This is a genomic window from Diaphorobacter sp. JS3051, from assembly GCF_015832135.1.
Lineage (GTDB): Bacteria > Pseudomonadota > Gammaproteobacteria > Burkholderiales > Burkholderiaceae_C > Diaphorobacter > Diaphorobacter nitroreducens.
In genome coordinates, this window is the sequence record NZ_CP065406.1 from 2,716,092 (window position 1) to 2,734,206 (window position 18,115).

The window sequence follows — 18,115 nt, forward strand, 5'->3', positions numbered from 1 at the left end:
AGGAGCTGCTAACGCTGTTTCAGCCTTCGCTTGCGCCGTTTTTGTTCGGCAGTCCTCCCCGGAAGGCCGCCTTGTGGATAAGTCTGCGGAGCGTTCTGGCACAACTGGCCAGTTATGCACAGGTGAGGGGCGCATCTGGGGCTTGTCCCCATTTGCGGTACAGCAGGCGCCTGCGGCCGTCCCCATGCTTTGGCGCAGCGCAAGTGCTTGATCTGTCAAACAAAAATCGGCTTGCCCACAGGCCGGGCCGCCCTCTACTACTACGACTATTCTTTATAAGAACTACAAAGAACAACCCGTGGCAAACCGCAGCGCCGCACAAAACCTCTTTCTCGGCCCCGGATTGAGGAGGCTTCGGCGTAAAAAAAGCGCCTTGTCAGGCGCTTTTTTTGGGAAAGAGGGAAGGTTGCGGTCAGCGCAGCAGCGCGTAGCCCACACCGATCGCGGCCAGCAGCCCCACGGCATCGGCCACCAGCGCGCAGGCCAGTGCGTGGCGTGTGTGCTTCACGCCTACGCTGCCGAAGTACACGGCCAGCACGTAGAAGGTGGTCTCGGTGGAGCCCTGCACGATGGCAGCCAGGCGCCCCACGAAGGAATCCACACCGTGCGTCTGCAGCACGTCGATCATCAAACCCCGTGCGCCGGCGCCCGAGAGCACCTTCATCAACCCCACGGGCAGGGCCGGCAGGAAGTCGGTGTTCCACCCCAGCGCCGCCACCCCCGCGCCGATGGCCGCCAGCAGCGCATCCATGCAGCCCGCGGCGCGGAACACGCCGATGGCCGCCAGGATGGCCACCAGGTACGGAATGATCTGCACCGCCACGCCAAAGCCCTCCTTGGCGCCGTCGATGAAGGCGTCGTACACGTTCACGCGGCGCCAGGCCCCGGCCAGCAGGAACAGCGCCACCACCCCCAGGATCACGCCCGCGCCGGTGGCTCCCGCAATCTGGGCGGCTTGCTCTGCGGGCAGTTGCGCCAGGCCCGCCACCGCCGCCGCCAGCACGCCGCCCACGGCCAGCAAAGGCAGCAGCAGGCGCGCGCGCCAGATCGGCAGGCGCTGAAAGAGCGCCACCGCCAGCACGCCCGCCAGCAGCGAGGCGAAGGTGACCAGCAGCGTGGGCAGGAAGATGTCGGCGGCGTTGAATCCCGCGCCCAGGCCCTGCTTCAGCGCCACGCTCTGGCGGATGGCGATGACGGACGTGGGGATCAGCGTCAGCCCCGCCGTGTTCATCACCACGAACATGATCTGCGCGTTGCTGGCCGTGCCCGCCGGTTCGCGGTTGAGCGTCTGCAACTCCTGCATGGCCTTGAGGCCCAGCGGCGTGGCCGCGTTGTCCAGCCCCAGCAGGTTGGCGCTGATGTTCATGGTCATCGCGCCCTGGGCGGGGTGGCCGGCGGGCACGCCGGGAAACAGCCGCGTGAGCAGCGGCCCGGCCAGGCGCGCCAGCAGCTCGACCATGCCCGCGCGCTCGCCCACGCGCATCAGGCCCAGCCACAGGGCCATGATGCCGGCCAGGCCCAGCGAGATCTCGAAGCCCGCGCGTGCGCCGTCGAACAGCGCCGTCAGCAGGGCCTGGAAGATGCCCGCTTCGCCCAGCAGCCAGCGCACCACGGCGGTGGCGAACGCCACGATGAAAAACCCCGTCCAGACCCAGTTGAGTGCCATGGAACTCGATGGTAGCGGCTGGCCCCATCCGTGCGCCGTGGCAGACTGCACCCCATGCCGCCCCCCACCCTGCTCGTTGCCGACGACCACCCGCTGTTCCGCGCGGCGCTGATCCAGGTGCTGCACGAGCGCTTTGCGCCGCTGCAGACGCTGGAGGCCGCCAGCGCCGCCACGCTGGGCCAGGCGCTGCAGGACCACCCCGAGGTGGAGCTGGTGCTGCTGGACCTGGCCATGCCCGGCGCGCGGGGCTTCTCGGCCCTACTGCACGTGCGCGGGGAGTACCCGCAGGTGCCGGTGGTGGTGATCTCGTCCAACGACCACCCGCGCGTGATCCGCCGTGCGCAGCAGTTCGGCGCGGCGGGGTTCATCCCCAAGTCGGCCCCGGCCGAGGACATGGGCGCGGCCATCCGGGCCGTGCTGGACGGCGGCAGCTGGTTTCCGCCCATGGCGGCCGAGCGCTCCGAGGCCGACGCCGCGCTGGCCGCCAAGCTCGCGCAGCTCACGCCGCAGCAGTTCCGCGTGCTGCTGTGCCTGGCCGATGGCCTGCTCAACAAGCAGATCGCGCATGAGCTGGGCCTGGCCGAGAACACCGTCAAGGTGCATGTGACGGCCATCCTGAAAAAGCTGGAGTGCTACAGCCGCACCCAGGCCGCGGTGCTGGTGAAAAGCCTGGAGACGGAGCCGGAAGCCGCGCCCTGAGCGCAGTACCCTGCCGGCACAAGTTTCAAGCCAAATCGGCCTCTAGCGCTTGTCTGACAAGCGCAAGCAGCTACTGTTTCCGTAGCATCATCTGGCTGATGAGCGCGCGCAGTGCGGACGGGCGCACGGGCTTGAGCAGGTAGCCCCAGCCGCGCTCGGCCGCCTGGCGGCGCAGGGTGCTGCTGCGCTCGGCCGTCACCAGCACCACCGACGGTGCCTGGCCCCACACGGTGCACAGCCGGTCGTACAGGTCGGGGCCGTGGAAGGGCCCCATGCGCACGTCCAGCAGCACCAGCTGTGGCGCGTTGCCGGGCGCGGCCAAGTCCAGGGCCGACTGCGGGCCGCCCGCCAAAGGCACTTCGCAGCCCCAGCGGCGCAGCAGCGCGCCGGTGGCCTCGCAACTGGGCGCGTCGTCATCGATGTACCAGGCCGTGGTGCCCTGCAGGGGCTGGTCGCCCTCGGGCGGGGCGGCTGCGCCCGCGGCGGCGGGGCGGGGTGCGGCGGCGGCATCGGCCAGCGGCACGCACACCCAGAACACGCTGCCGCGCCCCAGTTCGGAGCGCAGGCCAATCTCGTGCCCCAGCAGCTTGCCCAGGCGCTCGACGATGGCCAGCCCCAGGCCCGCACCCCGGTCGCCGTCCTGGCTGTGGCCCTCGCCCAGGCGGCGGAACTCCTCGAAGATCTCGCGCTGCAGGCTCTCGGGGATGCCGGGGCCCTGGTCGTGCACCTCGATGCGCAGGTACCGGCCGCGGCGCCGGCAGCCGATCAGCACGCGCCCGCGGGGCGTGTAGCGGATGGCGTTGGACACCAGGTTCTGCAGGATGCGCCGCAGCAGCGCCTCGTCGCTGCGCACCGCGTAGCGCGTGCCCACGGTGCGCAGGCGCAGGCCCCGGCTGGCGGCGATGATGCCGAAGTTGTGCTGCATCACCTGCAGCAGCGGGCCGAGCGCGAAGTCGCGCACATGCACTTCCAACTGGCCCGATTCCATGCGCGAGATGTCCAGCAGGCTGTTGAGGATGCCGTCCTGCGCGGCCAGCGCGCCGTCGATGCTGTCGGCCACCTGGCGTCCGGCGGCGTCGTGCAGGTGGCCGCGCAGCAGCGAGGCGAACATGCGCGCCGCATTCAGCGGTTGCAGCAGGTCGTGCACCGCGGCGGCCACAAAGCGGGTCTTGTAGCGGTTGGCGGCCTCGGCCTCGCGCCGGGCGGCGTCCAGATCGCGCGTGCGTTCGGCAATGCGCAGCTCCAGCGCGTCGGCCAGCGAGCGCAGCTCGCGCGCGGCGTTCTTGTAGCTGGTGATGTCGGCGTAGCTGGTCACGAAGCCGCCGTCGGGCAGCGGGTTGCCGCGGATCTCCAGCACCGTGCCGTCGCTCTTGGCGCTCTCATGCAGGTGGGGCTTGCCGCTGCGCAGGTGCTGCAGGCGCCGCTGGATGGCGTCCTCGGTGGGCGTGGCGCCCAGCAGGCCGCGGCGCGCGTTGTGGCGGATCAGCGCCTCCACCGGCGTGCCCACGCGCATCAGCTCGGGCGGAAAGCGAAACAGTTCCACGTAGCGCGAGTTCCACGCCACCAGGTTGAGGTCGCGGTCGATGACCACCACGCCCTGCGGCAGGTGCTGCAGGCTGCGCGACAGGCCGGTGTCAGCCTCGCGCGCGGCCTGCACGATGCCGTCCTGCGCGGTGCGCAGTTCCTGCGCGTGTTGGCGCAGCACGGTCTCCAGCTCCTGGCGGCTGCGCTGGCGCAGCAGGGCCAGGCGCTGCCGCTGGCGCACGAACAGCACCAGCAGTGCCAGGGCCAGCCACAGGCCCGCGGCCGCACCGGCCGCCCAGCGGCGGGCCTCGATGGCGCTGTCCGCGTGGTGCAGCAGGTGCAGTTGCCAGCCGGTGCCTGCCAGCTCCTGCGTGTGCCACAGCAGCGGGCCGGGCAAGGGGGGCTCCTGCGCGCGTGCCAGCACCGTGCCTTCGTCCACCCGCCGCTCGACCTGCAGGCCCAGCGGCGTGAGGGGCTGACCGGTGTACTGGCGCGTGGCCTCCAGCTCCTGGCGCGCCTGGGGCGTGAGGGGTACCAGCAGCCGGTAGCGCCAGGCGTCGCGGCTGGCGAGGAAGACCACGCCGTGCGCGTCCGAGGCCAGCACCACGTCGGGGCTCTGGCGCCATTCGCGCTCCAGCTCGGTCAGCAGGATCTTGATGGCCACCAGGCCCAATGTCTGCCCGTCATCACCGCGGATCGCCGTGGACAGGAAGTAGCCCGCCTCCCCCGTGGTCAGGCCGATGCCGTAGAACCGCCCGTGGCCCTGCGCCAGCGCCTGCTGCACGTAGGGGCGGAAGTGGTAGTCCTCTCCCACGTTGTTGGGGGTGTCGCGCCAGTTGCTGGCGGCGATGGCGCGGCCTTGCAGGTTGATGAGCGTGAGTGTGGACGAATGGCTGGCACCGTTGGCCTGCTCCAGCTTGCGGTTGAGCACGTCCACCTCGGCGGGCGTGAGCGGGTGGGTCAGTGCATCCCTCAGCTGCGCGTCCAGCGCCAGCACCTCGGGCAGGGTGCGAAAGCGGTCGATGCGCTGCTCCAGCGCCTGGCCGTACAGCGTGAGCTGGCGCCGCACCCCCTGGCTTTCGTCGTGCAGCGCACGGCGCTGCGCGTACTGGCTGGCCAATAGCATGCACACGGCCATGCCCGCCAGCACGAACAGTGCGACAAGCGCGGTGAGCAGCGGGCGGCGGCGGCGTAGCGGCATGGGCGGAGTGTCTCTGGGTTTGGTGTCCGTGGGCGGGGCGGGCGCGGCGTCTAATACCAATAGGTTATCGGCGTGGCGGCGATGCAGGGGTACAACCGCGGACTTCCAAAGATGCGCGGCATTGCACGGCCCTGGCGCGTCTTTTTTCGACCTCCGGAGACACGCCGCATGCATGCCATTTCCTCTGCCGCCCCCGCCCCGTCGGTGCGGCTTCCGTTCTATCGCCAACTGTATTTCCAGGTGGTGTTCGCCATCATCATCGGCGTGCTGCTGGGCCACTTCCAGCCCGAGTACGGCGCGGCGATGAAGCCGTTCGGCGATGCCTTCATCAAGCTCATCAAGATGATCATCGCGCCGGTGATCTTCCTGACCATCGTCACCGGCATCGCCAGCATGAGCCACCTGAGCGCCGTGGGCCGCGTGTTCGGCAAGGCCATGGCGTACTTCCTCACGTTCTCCACGCTGGCACTGGTCGTCGGCCTGGTGGTGGCCAACGTGATGCAGCCTGGCACGGGCATGCACATCAACGTGGCCGAGCTGGACCAGACCGCCGTCAAGGGCTACGTGAGCAAGTCGCACGAGATGACGCTCACCGGCTTCGCGCTGGACATCATTCCCAAGACGCTGATCAGCCCCTTCGTGGGCGACAACATCCTGCAGGTGCTGCTGGTGGCCGTGCTGTTCGGCGTGTCGCTGGCCATGGTGGGCGACGCCGGCAAGCCCATCCTGGACTTTCTGGACGGCCTGACCAAGCCCGTGTTCAAGCTGGTGAACATCGTCATGAAGGCCGCGCCCATCGGCGCCTTCGGCGCCATGGCGTTCACCATCGGCAAGTTTGGCCTGGGCTCGCTGGTGAACCTGGCCGAGCTGGTGCTCACCTTCTACATCACCTCGGCGGTGTTCGTGCTGGTGGTGCTGGGCGCGGTGGCACGGGCCTGCGGCTTCTCGGTGCTCAAGCTGATCCGCTACCTGAAGGCCGAGCTGCTGCTGGTGCTGGGCACCTCCTCGTCCGAGTCCGCCCTGCCCTCGCTGATGGAAAAGATGGAGAAGGCCGGCTGTGCTAAGTCCGTGGTGGGCCTGGTGGTGCCCACGGGCTACTCGTTTAACCTGGACGGCACCAACATCTACATGACGCTGGCTGCGCTGTTCATCGCGCAGGCCACCGACACGCACCTCACGCTGGGCCACCAGATCGCGCTGCTGCTGGTGGCGATGCTGTCGTCCAAGGGCGCGGCCGGCGTGACCGGCGCGGGTTTCATCACCCTGGCCGCCACCCTGGCAGTGGTGCCCGAGGTGCCGGTGGCCGGCATGGCGCTGATCCTGGGCGTGGACCGCTTCATGAGCGAGTGCCGCTCGCTCACCAACTTCATCGGCAACGCCGTGGCCACAGTGGTGGTGTCGCGCTGGGAAAACGCGCTGGATGCCGACCGCCTGCACCGCGTGCTGGACGGGGAGGCCGAGTTCCTGCCCGAGCCCGAACGGGCGGTGGAACCCGTCGTGCTGGCCCGCCACCGGGCCTGATCCGGCAGCGGCCTTCAAGCCAGGCCCCAAGCCCATGCACCGGCAACGGCGCGTGGGCTTTTTTTTCGTCAGAACGGCGCGTCGTCGTCGGGGCCGCTGGCCGCGGCATGCAAGGCCCCGGCGGTTGGTGCGGGGGCGGCAGCAGCGCCACCCAGGCTCGTGCGCCCCTCGCCGCCCAGCGCCGCGATCAGGTCGGGAATCAGCTGCGACAGCTCGCCCGTGGCGATCGCCACGTCGGCATCGAAGCCGCCATCGTCCTGCGTCTGGCCCTCGAACACCGTGTCCAGGAACGCCACCTTCTTGAGCTGCAGCCCCTCGGTCAGCACGAAGCTCACGCGGTCGTCCCAGCTCATGGCGAGCTTAGTGGGCAGCTTGCCCGCCTCGATGTGGCCCTGCACTTCCTCGATGTCCAGCGGGTGGCGGGCGTAGCGAACCACGGCCTTGGTCTCGTCGGGCGCCTTCAGCTCGCACTCGCGGTCGATGGAAAAGCCCGCCGGCGGCTCCTGCTCCTTGAGCCACAGCGCCATCGCCGCCTGGGGGCTGGTCTGCGTGTCCAGCAGCGCCAGCGACAGGCCGGGCAGGTGCTCCACCAGCAGGCTCACCACCTCGTCGGCACGGCCTTGGGCGCCCGTGTCCAGCACCAGCAAGTGCGCCTGTGGGTCGATCCATACCCAGGTGCCGCCCTGCTTGGTGAAGGCCATGGGCAGCAGGTCCAGCTTGGCCTCTTCCTTGAGCTCCTTGGTTTCCTTCTTGCCGGGCTTGCGGCCGGTCTGCTGCTCGATCTGCGCGGCCTTTTCCTTCACCTTGCGCGCCAACACGGTGGCCGGGAGCATCTTGGCTTCCCATTGGAAGCGCAGCATCCAGTGGCCGCCCACGCTCTCGGCCAGCAGCCCGTGGGCCTCGCCGCGCGGGGGCACCCAGCCGCTGGACTTTTCCTGCGTGGCGCCGCACTCCTGGAAGGGCGCCTTGGCCAGCGCTTCCTCCAGCTGGGTCAGCTCCACCTGCCATTCGGGGGCAATGCGGTACACGATCATGTTCTTGAACACGGGGAGATTCCTTTTGAAATGCCGGCCCCGCGCCAGGGCTGCACGACGGGCGGGGCGGTGAATGGTCCTGATTTGATAGCTGTCAGCGCTTATTGGATAAGCGCTGGAGGCACTTTTTGCATAAAACGACTGTAGCCGGCATGGTGGCGCATGCCGGGTGAATAGCCGAACTTTACACAGGCGCAGAATTCGCTCACGGGCGCGTTACACACGCGGCGCACACTGCTTTGCAAGCGCAGGGTGCAGTGTCCCCCATTCGGGTGGACCACCAGGCGCCCATCACTTCCTGTGTGAAGCAAGAAAGGAAACACCATGGCCCGTTTCAAGATCACCCAGCGCCTGGCCGCCACCGCCGTGGCGGCCGCTGTGCTCGCCGGCATGGCTGTGCCCACCCTGGCGCAACCCGGCCCCGGCCCAGCCGCCACCGAGCAAGGCGCATCCCAGGCGCAGCAGCGTCCGCGCCAGCGCGCCCTGACGCCCGAGCAGCGCGAGCAGTACATGGCCCAGCGCGCCGAGGCGTTCAAGCGCAAGCTGCAGCTCACGCCCGAGCAGGAGCCCGCATGGAACAGCTTTCTGCAGTCCATGAAGCCCGACGCCGACGCACGCAAGGCGCGGCTGGATTGGCAAGGCATGGACCAGCTCACCACGCCCGAGCGCATCGACCGCATGCGCGCGTTGCGCTCCCAGCGCGCGGCCGAGATGGACCGCCGCGGCGACGCCGTCAAGGCCTTCTATGGCACGCTGACGCCGGCGCAGCAAAAGACCTTCGACGCCGAAGGCAAGCGCATGTACCGCCACTGGGGCGGCGACCACCCCATGGGCAAGCGCTGGGGCAAGGACGGTGCGCGGGGCGACTTCCGCGGTGACGGTCGCGGCATGCGCCACCAAGGCCCTGGCCCGGGCGCAGGCGCTGCTCCCGGCGCGCCGCTGACGCCGCAGTAAGCCGGCCCAGGGCCGGGTGCGCATCCGCTGCGCCGGCCGCGGGCTGCGGGCTGCGGCTCCGGCCTACAGGGCGGCTGGGCAGTGGGGGGCTGCAGGGGTTATATAGTTATATATTCAGGTAACAACAACACCTCGCAACCATGCCTACCATCGCCCGCCGCAGCGCCTTTTTCCGGCGCACCGCCCTTCTCTCCCCGGTGCCTTTTCTCGCGGCCGCCGCCGCGTGCCTCACGGCCCCACCGGCCCTGGCGCAGCCGTCAGAGGACCGGGCCTACGCCCCTTCGGTCTACGTGCAGGGCGAATGGGCGCGGCGCCAGACGGATGCCATCACCATCGGCGCCACCCTGCCCTGGGGCACCTGGCGCCGCCCGCTGTGGGGCGGCGAGCTGCGCGGCCATTGGGATGTTTCACTCAGCCGCTGGTCCTTTGACGGCATCGGCGGGCACAACAGCGCGGTGGTGGTGGGCGTGGCGCCCACGCTGCGCCTGCGCCCCGACGAGGGCCGTTCCCCCTGGTTCTGGGAGGCCGGCATCGGTGCCACCGTGGCCAGCCACCGCTACCGCGTGCAGGACCATGAGTTCAGCACCCGCTTCAACTTTGCCTCGCACCTGGGCCTGGGGCGCAATTTCGGCGCACAGCGCCAGCATGAGCTGATGCTGAGCGTGCAGCACTTGTCCAACGCCAGCATCAAGAGCCCGAACCCCGGGGAGAACTTCCTGCAACTGCGCTACGCGTTGCACTTCTGAGCGGACTGTGGACAAGCCTGGGGATGCGGCGCTGGTCATCTGCGCCTTGTCCACAGCACCCGTCCCACCGGCGCAGTTGTACCCATTTCAGGCCGGACTTGACCCGGTGCCGGGACACAGACTTTGCAGTAGCGCAAGTACGCGCCGCCATTCAGAAAAAGCGGCTTGTCCACAAAATGGCGCGGGCTCTACTACTACCACTATGAAGTAATAGACACATTCATGAATAACCGGAGCGATGGCCGCGTGGGTCAGGCCGTCGGCCGGTGTGCTTCATTATTGATAGCTGCCAGCGCTTGCCCATCAAGCGCCAGCAGCCATTTTTCCTGCAAGCCGGGTTATTTGGCCAAGCCAAGCTTTTCGATGATGACCTTTTCGGTCTTCATGGTGTCCAGCGCGTACTGCTTGTAGGTGGCGCTGTCCATGTAGTAGGTGTCCATGTCGAACTTCGCCAGGGACTCCTTGTAGTTGGGCATCTCCATGGCCTTCTTGAAGGCGTCGTGCAGCACCTGGGTGATCTTCGGGTCTGTGCCCTTGGGCACCACCAGGCCGAACGGCGAGGTCTGCACCAGGTTGATGCCCACTTCCTTGAGCGTGGGCACGTTGGGGAAGCGGGCCGAGCGCTTGTCCCCCCAGACCGACAGCACGCGCAGCTTGCCCTGCTCCACGTACGGCGCCCAGCCGGGCGTGTCGGCAATCGACATCACATGCCCGCCCAGCACGGCCTGCAGCGACTCGGAGTTGCCCTTGTAGGGAATGTGGTTCAGCGTCACGCCGGCCTGCAGGGCGATGTTCTCCATCGTCAGGTGCAACGTGGTCAGCGCACCGGGCGTGCCGTAGTTCAGCTTGCCGGGGTTGTTCTTGGCGTAGGCGATGTAGTCCTGCATGGACTTGATGGGCGAGTCCGCGGGCACCACCAGGCCGAAGGCGTAGCCCGCCAGGCCGATCACGTATTGCAGGTCGGTGGCCGGGTTCCAGTTGATCTTCTGCGTGTAGGGCAGGCGGAACACCGGCAGCGGCACCTGTGCGAGCGTGTAGCCGTCGGCCGGGGTGCTCTGCATCATCTGCGCGGGCAGCACGCCGCCGGCGCCGGGCTTGTTCTCGATGATCACGGGCTGGCCCAGGATCTTGGAGGCGTTCTCCGCCAGCACGCGGAACGGCACATCGGTCGAGCCGCCGGCGGTGAAGCCGATCAGCACCTTGATCGGGCGGCTGGGAAAGCGCTCGGGTTGCGCCAGCGCGGGGCCGGCCACGCAGCCGGCGGCCAGCAGCAGGGACAGGGTGCAGCGGTTGAGCAAAGCATGGGTCATGGAGGGAGTCCTTGGGTCTATGGCCTCCGGCGCTGCGATCAACCCGCTGTGCAGGCCGTGTGCTGTGGAGGCCTTCAGGTAGCGTGGTTTCTCTGTGCGAAATTCATGGAGGCACGGGAGAAGTGGCGTGATTTCAGTATCCCCCTGATGAAAAACCCTTCTCGCTAGGGAAATCCATGAGTCGGTGCAGAAAAGTTGCGATGAAATAATTCCGCTAAGAGAAATTTACCTGGAGAGTGGGAATGGCGCGCACACGGAACATCGACTTCGACGAAGGCGCGGACAGCCGGCGATTCGTGACCGCGCTGGCCCGGGGGCTGGACGTGCTGGCGTGCTTCCAGGTGGACGAAAAATGGCTCACCAATGCCGAGATCGCCGCGCGCACCGGCCTGCCCAAGCCAACGGTGGTGCGCCTGGCCTACACGCTGTGCGTGCTGGGCTACCTGCGCCATTCGCGCGACAGCGGCAAGTACGCGCTGGGCGACAGCCTGGCGGCACTGGGCATCACCATGGTGTCCAACCTGCGGCTGCGGCGCATTGCACGGCCCTACATGCAGGACTTCGCGGACCGCTACGACATCTCGGTGTCGCTGGGCATCCGCAACGGGCTGTCGGTGCTGTACGTGGAAAACTGCCGCTCGGGCACGCCGCTGTCGCTGGGACTGGACCTCGGCGCGCGCCTTCCGGTGGCGGAGACGGCCATGGGCCACGCCTTGCTGGCCGTGATGGAGCCGCGCGAGCGCGAGCGGCTGCTGGCCGATATCCGCCAGGCCGAAGGCGAGCGCTGGCCGCAATTGCGCCAGGCCATCGAGACCGGGTGTGCCCACTGGCGGGCGCGCGGCTTCACGGTGGTGGTGCGCGACTGGCAGACAGACATCGCGGGCGTGGGCGCCGCCATCCGCCAGCCCGACGGCCGCGTGATCAGCTTCAACGCAGGCGGCTCGGCCAGCAAGTTCCCGCGCGCGCTGCTGGAGCAGGAGATCGGCCCGCAGTTCGCGCGCATGGTCAAGGGGCTGGAGCCGTTCGTGCGCAGCGAGGAAGCGTAAGCTATCGATTAGATAGCTGTCAGCGCTTGCTGGACAAGCGTTACAGGCCAATTGGGCTTAAAGAGGCGGCGTGCGGGCTGCGGCGATGTGGTCGTGCAGCAATTGCTCCAGCAGGTCCAGCGGCAGCGGCCGGCTGAAAAAGTAACCCTGGTACACCGCGCAGCCGGCGTGCGCCAGCCAGTCGCGCTGCGCGCTGGTCTCCACGCCCTCGGCGATCACCTCCAGGCCCAGGCTGGCGGCCAGGCCGATGATGGTGCGCACGATGGCCGCGTCGTTGGGGTCCGTGAGCAGGTCGCGCACGAAGCTCTGGTCGATCTTGAGCTGCCCGAGCGGCATGCGCTTGAGGTAGGCCAGTGACGAGTAGCCGGTGCCGAAGTCGTCCAGCGAAAAGCCCACGCCCAGCGCGCGCAGCGCCGCCATGGTGGCAATGGTGGCGGCCAAGTCTTCCACCAGCAGGCTCTCGGTCAGCTCCAGCTTGAGCTGGGAGGCCGGCGCGCCGGTGGCGGCCAGCACGCCCGCCACGTCGTCCACGAAACCCGCATCGCGGAACTGGCGCGAGCTCACGTTCACTGCCATGGTCAGCGGCGCCAGCGCCGGCACCCGCTGCCAATCGGCCAGCACCGAGCACGCCGTGTGCAGCACCCAGTGCCCCAGCGGCAGCACCAGGCCGGTCTCCTCGGCCAGCGGAATGAACTGCCCGGGCGACACCATGCCGCGCCGCGGGTGCGCCCAGCGCAGCAACGCCTCCACGCCCACGATCGCGCCCCGCGCATTGATCTGCGGCTGGTAGTGCAGCAGAAACTCTTTCTGCGCCAGCGCGTTGCGCAGGTCCGCCTCGAGCGAGGCACGCTCGGCCACGGCATGCTGCATGCTCGGGTTGAAAAAGCGCAGCGTGTTGCGTCCCGCGGTCTTGGCCTGGTACATCGCCAGGTCGGCCTGCTTGAGCAGTTCGCCCACCGTGGTGGGCGCGTGGTTGAACAGCGCAATGCCGATGCTGGGCGTGCTGCGGTACTGGTACCCGGTGAGCGCATAGGGGGCGCTGAGCACGGCGAGGATCTTCTCGCCCACGGCGCCCGCCTGCTCCGCCAGCGAGTCGCTGTGCGCGCTGAGCTGCTCCACCAGCACCACGAATTCGTCGCCGCCCAGGCGCGCCACCGTGTCTGCGCTGCGCACGCAGGTGTTCAGCCGCTGCGCCACGATCTGCAGCAGCTCGTCCCCCTGGTCATGGCCCAGCGTGTCGTTGAGGGTCTTGAAGTTGTCCAGGTCGATGAACAGCAGCGCCCCGCCCTGCTCCAGGCGCTGCGCCTTGGCCAGGGCCTGGTCCACGCGGTCCAGCAGCTGCACGCGGTTGGGCAGGTGGGTGAGCGGGTCGAAGAAGGCCAGGCGCTGGATCTCGCGCTCCTGGTGCTTGCGCGTGCCGATGTCGGCGTTGATCGCGAGGACCGACTCGGGCTCGCCACGGTCGTTGCGCACCAGCGTCCAGCGGCCCTCGGCTTCGAGGGTGCGGCCCGCGCGGTCGCACTGCAGGATCTCGCCGCTCCACACGCCGTGCTGCATCACCTGCTGGGTGGCGCGCAGGAAGTCCTCCGGGTTCTGGTACAGCAGCGTGGCGATGGAGCGGCCGAGGACCTCCTCGCGCGACCAGCCGTACATGCGCTCTGCGCCCTCGTTCCAGAACGTGATGCGGTGCTCCAGGTCGCGCACGATGATGGCGTCGCGCGCCTTGTCCAGCAGCGATGCCTGCTGGCGGATGCGCTGGTCGTCCGTCTGGCGCTGCAGTTCCGCGGCCGCGCGCGCGGCGAAGATCTGCAGCGTGTTGCTGACGAACCGGCTGCGCTCCAGCGCCTGGCGGAACACCACGAAGATCATGCCGATGGGCGTGCCGTCGCTGGCCGTGAGCTGCTGGCCCACGTAGCTGCGCGCGCCCGTGCGCGCGAGCACCGGAGCCCGCGGGAACCGCTCGCGCGCACGGTCGCGGATGACCAGCGAGCGCTGGGTCAGCAGCCGCTCGCTCGGCGTGCCTTCCAGTACGTACTCGGCATTGGGCTGGGCCACGCCATCGACCACGTGCGACGCGCGGCCGGGATGGCGCAGCGGGAAGGAACGAGAGGCGGCCTGGGCCATGGCGCGCGTCAGGAGCCGCCCAGGCTGGCACCGGCCAAGGGGCTCGGCGGTGGCGCGGCGGGGTGTCGGAAGAACATGGCGGACGCTTCTGGCCCGAAAGGCGGGCGGATGTGACTGATGGTACATGGGCGCCCTCCTTCTTTTCGGCCGCGACGGCGCCGGAGCGTGTCAGCCGCGCGTGCGGCGTTCGCGCACGGCCGCAGCCAGCTGCTGCAGTACCGGCACGGTCTGTGCGAAGCTGATGCAAGCGTCGGTGACCGACACGCCGGGTGTGAGCGGCTGGCCGTCCACGATGTCCTGGCGGCCCTCCTGCAGGTGGCTCTCGATCATCACGCCGGTGATGCGTGCATCGCCCGCGGCGATCTGCTGGGCCACGTCCTGTGCCACGTCGATCTGGCGGCGGTGCTGCTTGCTGCTGTTGGCATGCGACAGGTCGATCATCACCTGCGGGCGCTGGCCGGCCTTCTCCAGCATCGCGCAGGCGGCCTGCACGTCGGCCGCGCCGTAGTTCGGGGCCTTGCCGCCGCGCAGGATCACATGGCAGTCGTGGTTGCCGCGCGTCTCGAAGATCGCCGCCTGCCCCATCTTGGTCATACCCATGAAGGCATGCGGTGCCTGCGCGGCCTGGATGGCGTCGGCCGCCACCTTCACGCCGCCATCCGTGCCGTTCTTGAAGCCCACGGGGCAGGACAGGCCGCTGGCCAGTTGCCGGTGGCTCTGGCTTTCGGTGGTGCGCGCGCCGATGGCGCCCCAGCTCACCAGGTCGCTGATGAACTGCGGCGACAGCAGGTCCAGGAATTCCGTGCCCACGGGCAGGCCCAGCGCCAGCACGTCCAGCAGCAATGCGCGGGCGCGCTCCAGGCCTTCGTTGATGGCGAAGCTGCCGTCCAGGTGCGGGTCGTTGATGTAGCCCTTCCAGCCCACGGTGGTGCGGGGCTTCTCGAAGTACACGCGCATCACGATGAGCAGGTCCTGCGCCAGCGCATCCGCCTGCTCCTTCAACAGGCGCGCGTACTCCATGGCCTGGTCATGGTCGTGGATGGAGCACGGCCCCACCACGACGATGAGGCGGTCGTCCTGCCCGTGCAGCACGCGCGAGATGGCCACGCGGCTGCTTTCCACCAGCGTCTGCGCCGCCTCGGGCGCGGGCTGCCATTCCTGCAGCAGCGCGGGCGTGATGAGCGGGCGCACGGCTTTGATGCGCAGGTCGTCGATGCGCGTGGTGTCGTGGGTGGTGAGCGGGGATGCGAGGCGTTCGGTCAGGGTCATGGTGCCCCGATTGTCGCGCTACCCGCGTGAGCGCCTGTCCTGGGAGTCCGCCGCCCTGCCCCGGCGGCAGGTGGCGGTGAAGGAAGGTAACACCGCCTGTGGCCGCCGCAAGTGGCGCCGTGGAAGTTCAGGGGCGCCGGAAGCTCGCGAACTGTTGCGACCAGTAGCGCGACTTCAGGTGGTCCAGGCGCACAGTGCCGCCGCTGGACGGCGCATGTACGAAGCGCCCCTCCCCCACGTAAATGCCGGCATGCGTGGGCCGGCCGCGGCCGAACACCACCAGGTCGCCCGTGCGCAGCTCGTCCGCGTCGATGGACTGGCCGAAGCCGCTCAACTGGGCCACCGTGCGCGGCGGGGCCACGCCCGCGCGGCTGGTGTACACGTAGCCGATGAGGCCGCTGCAGTCAAAGCCGCTGTCGGGCGTATTGCCGCCGTAGCGGTAGGGCGTGCCCACCAGTCCCAGGGCATGGATGGCGATGTCGCTCGACTGCTCGGGCGACAGGCGGGAATAGGCGGCGTTGCGCGAGGCAGACGTGGGCGGCGTGGTGCCGCAGCCCGCCACCAGCAGGCTGGCCGCGAGCGTCAGGACGGGAAGGGCAAAGGCGCGCATGGGGGTCAAGCGTAGCAGCCGCGGCGCGATGGCGCAGCCAACACCCCGCGCCCGAACGCGCTTTCTCCTACTTTTGCAACGTTTTTTGGGGTCATTTTTTGCACTTTTCTCGGGGCGCCTCGCCGTGGGTGCATGCGCGAAGGGTGTGGGGCGCGATTGCAGCGACTGAGCCGTGCAGTACAAAAATTTGTACTAGTACAAACAATACAATGTGTGCATGCCATCGTTGTCTGTAGAAGGAAGCAATGCCAAAGACATTGCGGCAAGCCTTGAATATGCCATGCGCCGCGGCGCTCTGCCAAGCGGCGCCGCCCTGCCCTCGGTGCGCCATCTGGCCGCAGAACTGGGGGTGAATCCCAACACCGTCGCCGCCGCCTATGCGCGGTTGCGCAGCGCGGGCCGCGTGGTCACTGCGGGGCGCCGCGGCACCCGCGTAGCGGGCGAGCCGCCCCGCCCTGCCCCTTCGTTCGCTCCGCCCGAGGGCCTGCGCGACCTGGCCAGCGGCCAGCCCGATCCTGCGCTGCTGCCGCGTCCCCGCGGCGCGGCCTGGGCCGCTGCGCTGGGGCAGCCGGCAGCGGTGCCGCATGCGCCGCAAGCGGTTGCGGAGGCGCTGCTGTCGCAGGCGCGCCCCTGGCTGGAGAGCCAGGGCCTGCCTGGCGATGCCGTGGGGGTCTTCTCGGGTGCGCTGGATGCGATCGAGCGCGCCCTGCGCCAGCATGCGCGCCCCGGCGACCGCGTGGCGGTGGAAGACCCGGGCTGGCCACCGCTGCTGGCGCTGCTGCACAGCCTGCGCCTGCAGCCCGTACCTCTGGCCGTGGACGCGCAGGGGCTGTGCGTGCCGGCAGCGGGCGTGTTGGCGCAGTGCTGCGCCGTGGTGGTTACGCCGCGCGCGCACAACCCCACGGGCGTGGCCCTGGGTGCGGCCCGGTGGAAGGCGCTGCGCCGCCAATTGCGGGCCCATCCGCACACGCTGCTGATCCTGGATGACCATTGGGGCCTGCTGAGCCACGCCCCCCTGGCGATGGCCGGGGCCCTGCCGCCGCTGTGGCTGCATGTGCTGAGTGTGAGCAAGGCGTTGGGCGCAGACTGCCGCGTGGCCCTGGCCGCGGGCACGCCGGCGCTGGTGCAGGGCATGTGCGCACACCAGGCGCTGGGGCCGCGCTGGGTCAGCCACTGGTTGCAGGGGCTGGTGGCGCAGTTGTGGCGGCAGGCGGCGCAGGGACGTGCGCGGGGCTCATGGCGCCATGCCGCGGCCCAGTACGCGGCCCGCCGCGCGGCGCTGGCGGACGCGCTGCGCGGCCACGGGGTGGCGGCGCCCTGGCTGGAAGGCGAGGGCCTGCACGCCTGGGTTCCCGTGTCCGACGAAGCCGCGGCGGTGCAGGCCCTGGCGGCCGCGGGCTGGGCGGTGCAGGTGGGCGCGCCGCTGCGGCTGCACAGCGGGCCGGGTGTGCGCATCAGCCTGGGCGCCGTGGGCGTGCGCGATATGGGCCGGCTGGCGCGCGACCTGGCAGGGGCGCTGCGGCCTGCGGTCCGGGCGGTGTTTTAACGAACGCGAGCGCGCCGCGAATACGGCAGCGCTCCCGTGCTGCACGCCGCCCGTGGGGGGGAATATTGTCAACGTCCGCTTCTTGAAATCTCGCTTCTTGCGGAGGGAGGCGGTCCTTGGAACTGCCGCCACGTGGTCTGTGGTTGGCCTCTTTGCGGGCGACGAGCTAAGGGTTAAGGGCTACCTGTGTCGGGGCACGCCGCGGCTTGCGGCGCCCGCTCTCCGCTCCAGCAACGCGCGCTGGCAAGACAGACGCTCCTCGCGCAAACTGCCCCCGCGCGGGTTGGGCGCGCCGTCAATCCAGCGACAGCTCGCGGTGCTCGCCCAGCGGCTTGGGCTGCTCGCCGGTCAACGCGGCGGTGGCCAGTTGGTAGAGCTGGGAGAGCTTGCTGTCCTTCACGTCCCAGTATTCCGCATGCTCGATGCGGACGGCCAGCAGCACCAAGTTGGGGTCTGTGGGACCGTCGGGGAACCAGGCCTTGGCCAGCGGCGTCCACAATGCTTCCTTGCGCGCGGGGTCCTCGATGAAACCGGCCGTGCCCGACAGCGACACGTAGCAGTCTTCGCCCGGGTCGGCGTAGCTCAAATGCACCTGGCTGTCGGCCTGCAGGCGGCTGTGCAACTCGCTGCCGCGCGGGATGAAGAAGAACAGCTGGGACTGCGCATCGATGTCCTTGTTGAGCGTGGTCAGCGGGTGGGCATGCAGCCGGCCGTCGGCTGCGCGGTGGGCGAGCATGGCAAAGCGGATGTCCTTGATGCGGTTCCACAGCGTGGCGTGGGGGGAATCGTCGGGCATGGACATGGGAGAACCTCCGTGGGATGTAGGTAGGACGCAACGGCGCGGTGCGTCACGCACGCGCCGGGA

13 protein-coding genes and 1 pseudogene are annotated in these 18,115 nt (G+C 69.1%); 6 read left to right on the forward strand and 8 right to left on the reverse strand.

Going from position 1 to position 18,115, the window contains the following annotated elements:
• Positions 1-412: 412 nt before the first annotated feature.
• The gene (locus tag I3K84_RS13055; protein WP_172204954.1) at positions 413-1,666 is read right to left on the reverse strand and encodes a nucleoside recognition domain-containing protein; all 1,254 of its coding nucleotides are present in this window, start codon (positions 1,664-1,666) and stop codon (positions 413-415) included.
• A gap of 54 nt (positions 1,667-1,720) precedes the next feature.
• Here I3K84_RS13055 and I3K84_RS13060 point away from each other — a divergent pair, with 54 nt between their 5' ends.
• Positions 1,721-2,365 (forward strand): response regulator transcription factor, encoded by a 645-nt coding sequence (locus tag I3K84_RS13060; RefSeq protein ID WP_011803483.1) that lies wholly within the window; start codon positions 1,721-1,723, stop codon positions 2,363-2,365.
• A gap of 70 nt (positions 2,366-2,435) precedes the next feature.
• Here I3K84_RS13060 and I3K84_RS13065 read toward each other — a convergent pair whose 3' ends face one another.
• The gene (locus I3K84_RS13065) at positions 2,436-5,090 is read right to left on the reverse strand and encodes a PAS-domain containing protein (protein WP_011803482.1); all 2,655 of its coding nucleotides are present in this window, start codon (positions 5,088-5,090) and stop codon (positions 2,436-2,438) included.
• Between the two features lie 168 nt (positions 5,091-5,258).
• Between I3K84_RS13065 and I3K84_RS13070 the strand changes: the two genes are divergently transcribed.
• A complete protein-coding gene (locus I3K84_RS13070; protein WP_011803481.1) occupies positions 5,259-6,611 on the forward strand; it encodes a dicarboxylate/amino acid:cation symporter in 1,353 nt (450 codons plus the stop codon).
• Between the two features lie 68 nt (positions 6,612-6,679).
• Here I3K84_RS13070 and I3K84_RS13075 read toward each other — a convergent pair whose 3' ends face one another.
• The gene (locus I3K84_RS13075) at positions 6,680-7,657 is read right to left on the reverse strand and encodes a recombination-associated protein RdgC (protein ID WP_011803480.1); all 978 of its coding nucleotides are present in this window, start codon (positions 7,655-7,657) and stop codon (positions 6,680-6,682) included.
• 312 nt (positions 7,658-7,969) lie between these two features.
• Between I3K84_RS13075 and I3K84_RS13080 the strand changes: the two genes are divergently transcribed.
• Both I3K84_RS13080 and I3K84_RS13085 read left to right on the forward strand, forming a co-directional pair.
• Entirely contained in the window at positions 7,970-8,599 is a 630-nt protein-coding gene (locus tag I3K84_RS13080; RefSeq protein WP_011803479.1) for a Spy/CpxP family protein refolding chaperone, read from the forward strand.
• A 140-nt stretch (positions 8,600-8,739) separates the two neighbouring features.
• Positions 8,740-9,345 (forward strand): acyloxyacyl hydrolase, encoded by a 606-nt coding sequence (locus I3K84_RS13085; protein ID WP_172204951.1) that lies wholly within the window; start codon positions 8,740-8,742, stop codon positions 9,343-9,345.
• 338 nt (positions 9,346-9,683) lie between these two features.
• Here I3K84_RS13085 and I3K84_RS13090 read toward each other — a convergent pair whose 3' ends face one another.
• Positions 9,684-10,655 (reverse strand): tripartite tricarboxylate transporter substrate-binding protein, encoded by a 972-nt coding sequence (locus tag I3K84_RS13090; protein ID WP_196994704.1) that lies wholly within the window; start codon positions 10,653-10,655, stop codon positions 9,684-9,686.
• A 242-nt stretch (positions 10,656-10,897) separates the two neighbouring features.
• Between I3K84_RS13090 and I3K84_RS13095 the strand changes: the two genes are divergently transcribed.
• Positions 10,898-11,701, forward strand: coding sequence for an IclR family transcriptional regulator (locus I3K84_RS13095; RefSeq protein WP_196994705.1), 804 nt, complete (start codon positions 10,898-10,900; stop codon positions 11,699-11,701).
• Positions 11,702-11,758: 57 nt separating this feature from the next.
• On the opposite strand, the pseudogene I3K84_RS13100 reads toward I3K84_RS13095, so the two are convergent.
• The 3 genes and pseudogenes from I3K84_RS13100 to I3K84_RS13110 all read right to left on the reverse strand — a co-directional run.
• Positions 11,759-13,774 (reverse strand): annotated as a pseudogene (locus tag I3K84_RS13100) (putative bifunctional diguanylate cyclase/phosphodiesterase); the annotation flags it as partial.
• Between the two features lie 219 nt (positions 13,775-13,993).
• Entirely contained in the window at positions 13,994-15,094 is a 1,101-nt protein-coding gene (locus tag I3K84_RS13105) for a 3-deoxy-7-phosphoheptulonate synthase (protein ID WP_196994706.1), read from the reverse strand.
• Between the two features lie 127 nt (positions 15,095-15,221).
• Positions 15,222-15,704: a C40 family peptidase gene (locus I3K84_RS13110; RefSeq protein WP_196994707.1), complete on the reverse strand. Its 483-nt coding sequence runs from the start codon at positions 15,702-15,704 to the stop codon at positions 15,222-15,224.
• A gap of 217 nt (positions 15,705-15,921) precedes the next feature.
• On the opposite strand from I3K84_RS13110, the gene I3K84_RS13115 reads away from it, so the two are divergent.
• Entirely contained in the window at positions 15,922-17,250 is a 1,329-nt protein-coding gene (locus I3K84_RS13115; RefSeq protein ID WP_196994708.1) for an aminotransferase class I/II-fold pyridoxal phosphate-dependent enzyme, read from the forward strand.
• 295 nt (positions 17,251-17,545) lie between these two features.
• Here the strand turns inward: I3K84_RS13115 and I3K84_RS13120 are convergent, their stop codons facing one another.
• Positions 17,546-18,052 (reverse strand): pyridoxamine 5'-phosphate oxidase family protein, encoded by a 507-nt coding sequence (locus I3K84_RS13120; protein ID WP_011807235.1) that lies wholly within the window; start codon positions 18,050-18,052, stop codon positions 17,546-17,548.
• Positions 18,053-18,115 lie beyond the last annotated feature (63 nt).

Excerpts from the sequence above, each read along its gene's own strand:
- I3K84_RS13070 (WP_011803481.1), top strand. The coding sequence starts at position 5,259 with ATGCATGCCATTTCCTCTGCCGCCCCCGCCCCGTCGGTGCGGCTTCCG.
- I3K84_RS13065 (WP_011803482.1), bottom strand. The coding sequence starts at position 5,090 with ATGCCGCTACGCCGCCGCCGCCCGCTGCTCACCGCGCTTGTCGCACTG.
- I3K84_RS13090 (WP_196994704.1), bottom strand. The coding sequence starts at position 10,655 with ATGACCCATGCTTTGCTCAACCGCTGCACCCTGTCCCTGCTGCTGGCC.
- I3K84_RS13085 (WP_172204951.1), top strand. The coding sequence starts at position 8,740 with ATGCCTACCATCGCCCGCCGCAGCGCCTTTTTCCGGCGCACCGCCCTT.
- I3K84_RS13060 (WP_011803483.1), top strand. The coding sequence starts at position 1,721 with ATGCCGCCCCCCACCCTGCTCGTTGCCGACGACCACCCGCTGTTCCGC.
- I3K84_RS13115 (WP_196994708.1), top strand. The coding sequence starts at position 15,922 with ATGCCATCGTTGTCTGTAGAAGGAAGCAATGCCAAAGACATTGCGGCA.
- I3K84_RS13055 (WP_172204954.1), bottom strand. The coding sequence starts at position 1,666 with ATGGCACTCAACTGGGTCTGGACGGGGTTTTTCATCGTGGCGTTCGCC.
- I3K84_RS13105 (WP_196994706.1), bottom strand. The coding sequence starts at position 15,094 with ATGACCCTGACCGAACGCCTCGCATCCCCGCTCACCACCCACGACACC.
- I3K84_RS13120 (WP_011807235.1), bottom strand. The coding sequence starts at position 18,052 with ATGTCCATGCCCGACGATTCCCCCCACGCCACGCTGTGGAACCGCATC.
- I3K84_RS13110 (WP_196994707.1), bottom strand. The coding sequence starts at position 15,704 with ATGCGCGCCTTTGCCCTTCCCGTCCTGACGCTCGCGGCCAGCCTGCTG.
- I3K84_RS13095 (WP_196994705.1), top strand. The coding sequence starts at position 10,898 with ATGGCGCGCACACGGAACATCGACTTCGACGAAGGCGCGGACAGCCGG.
- I3K84_RS13080 (WP_011803479.1), top strand. The coding sequence starts at position 7,970 with ATGGCCCGTTTCAAGATCACCCAGCGCCTGGCCGCCACCGCCGTGGCG.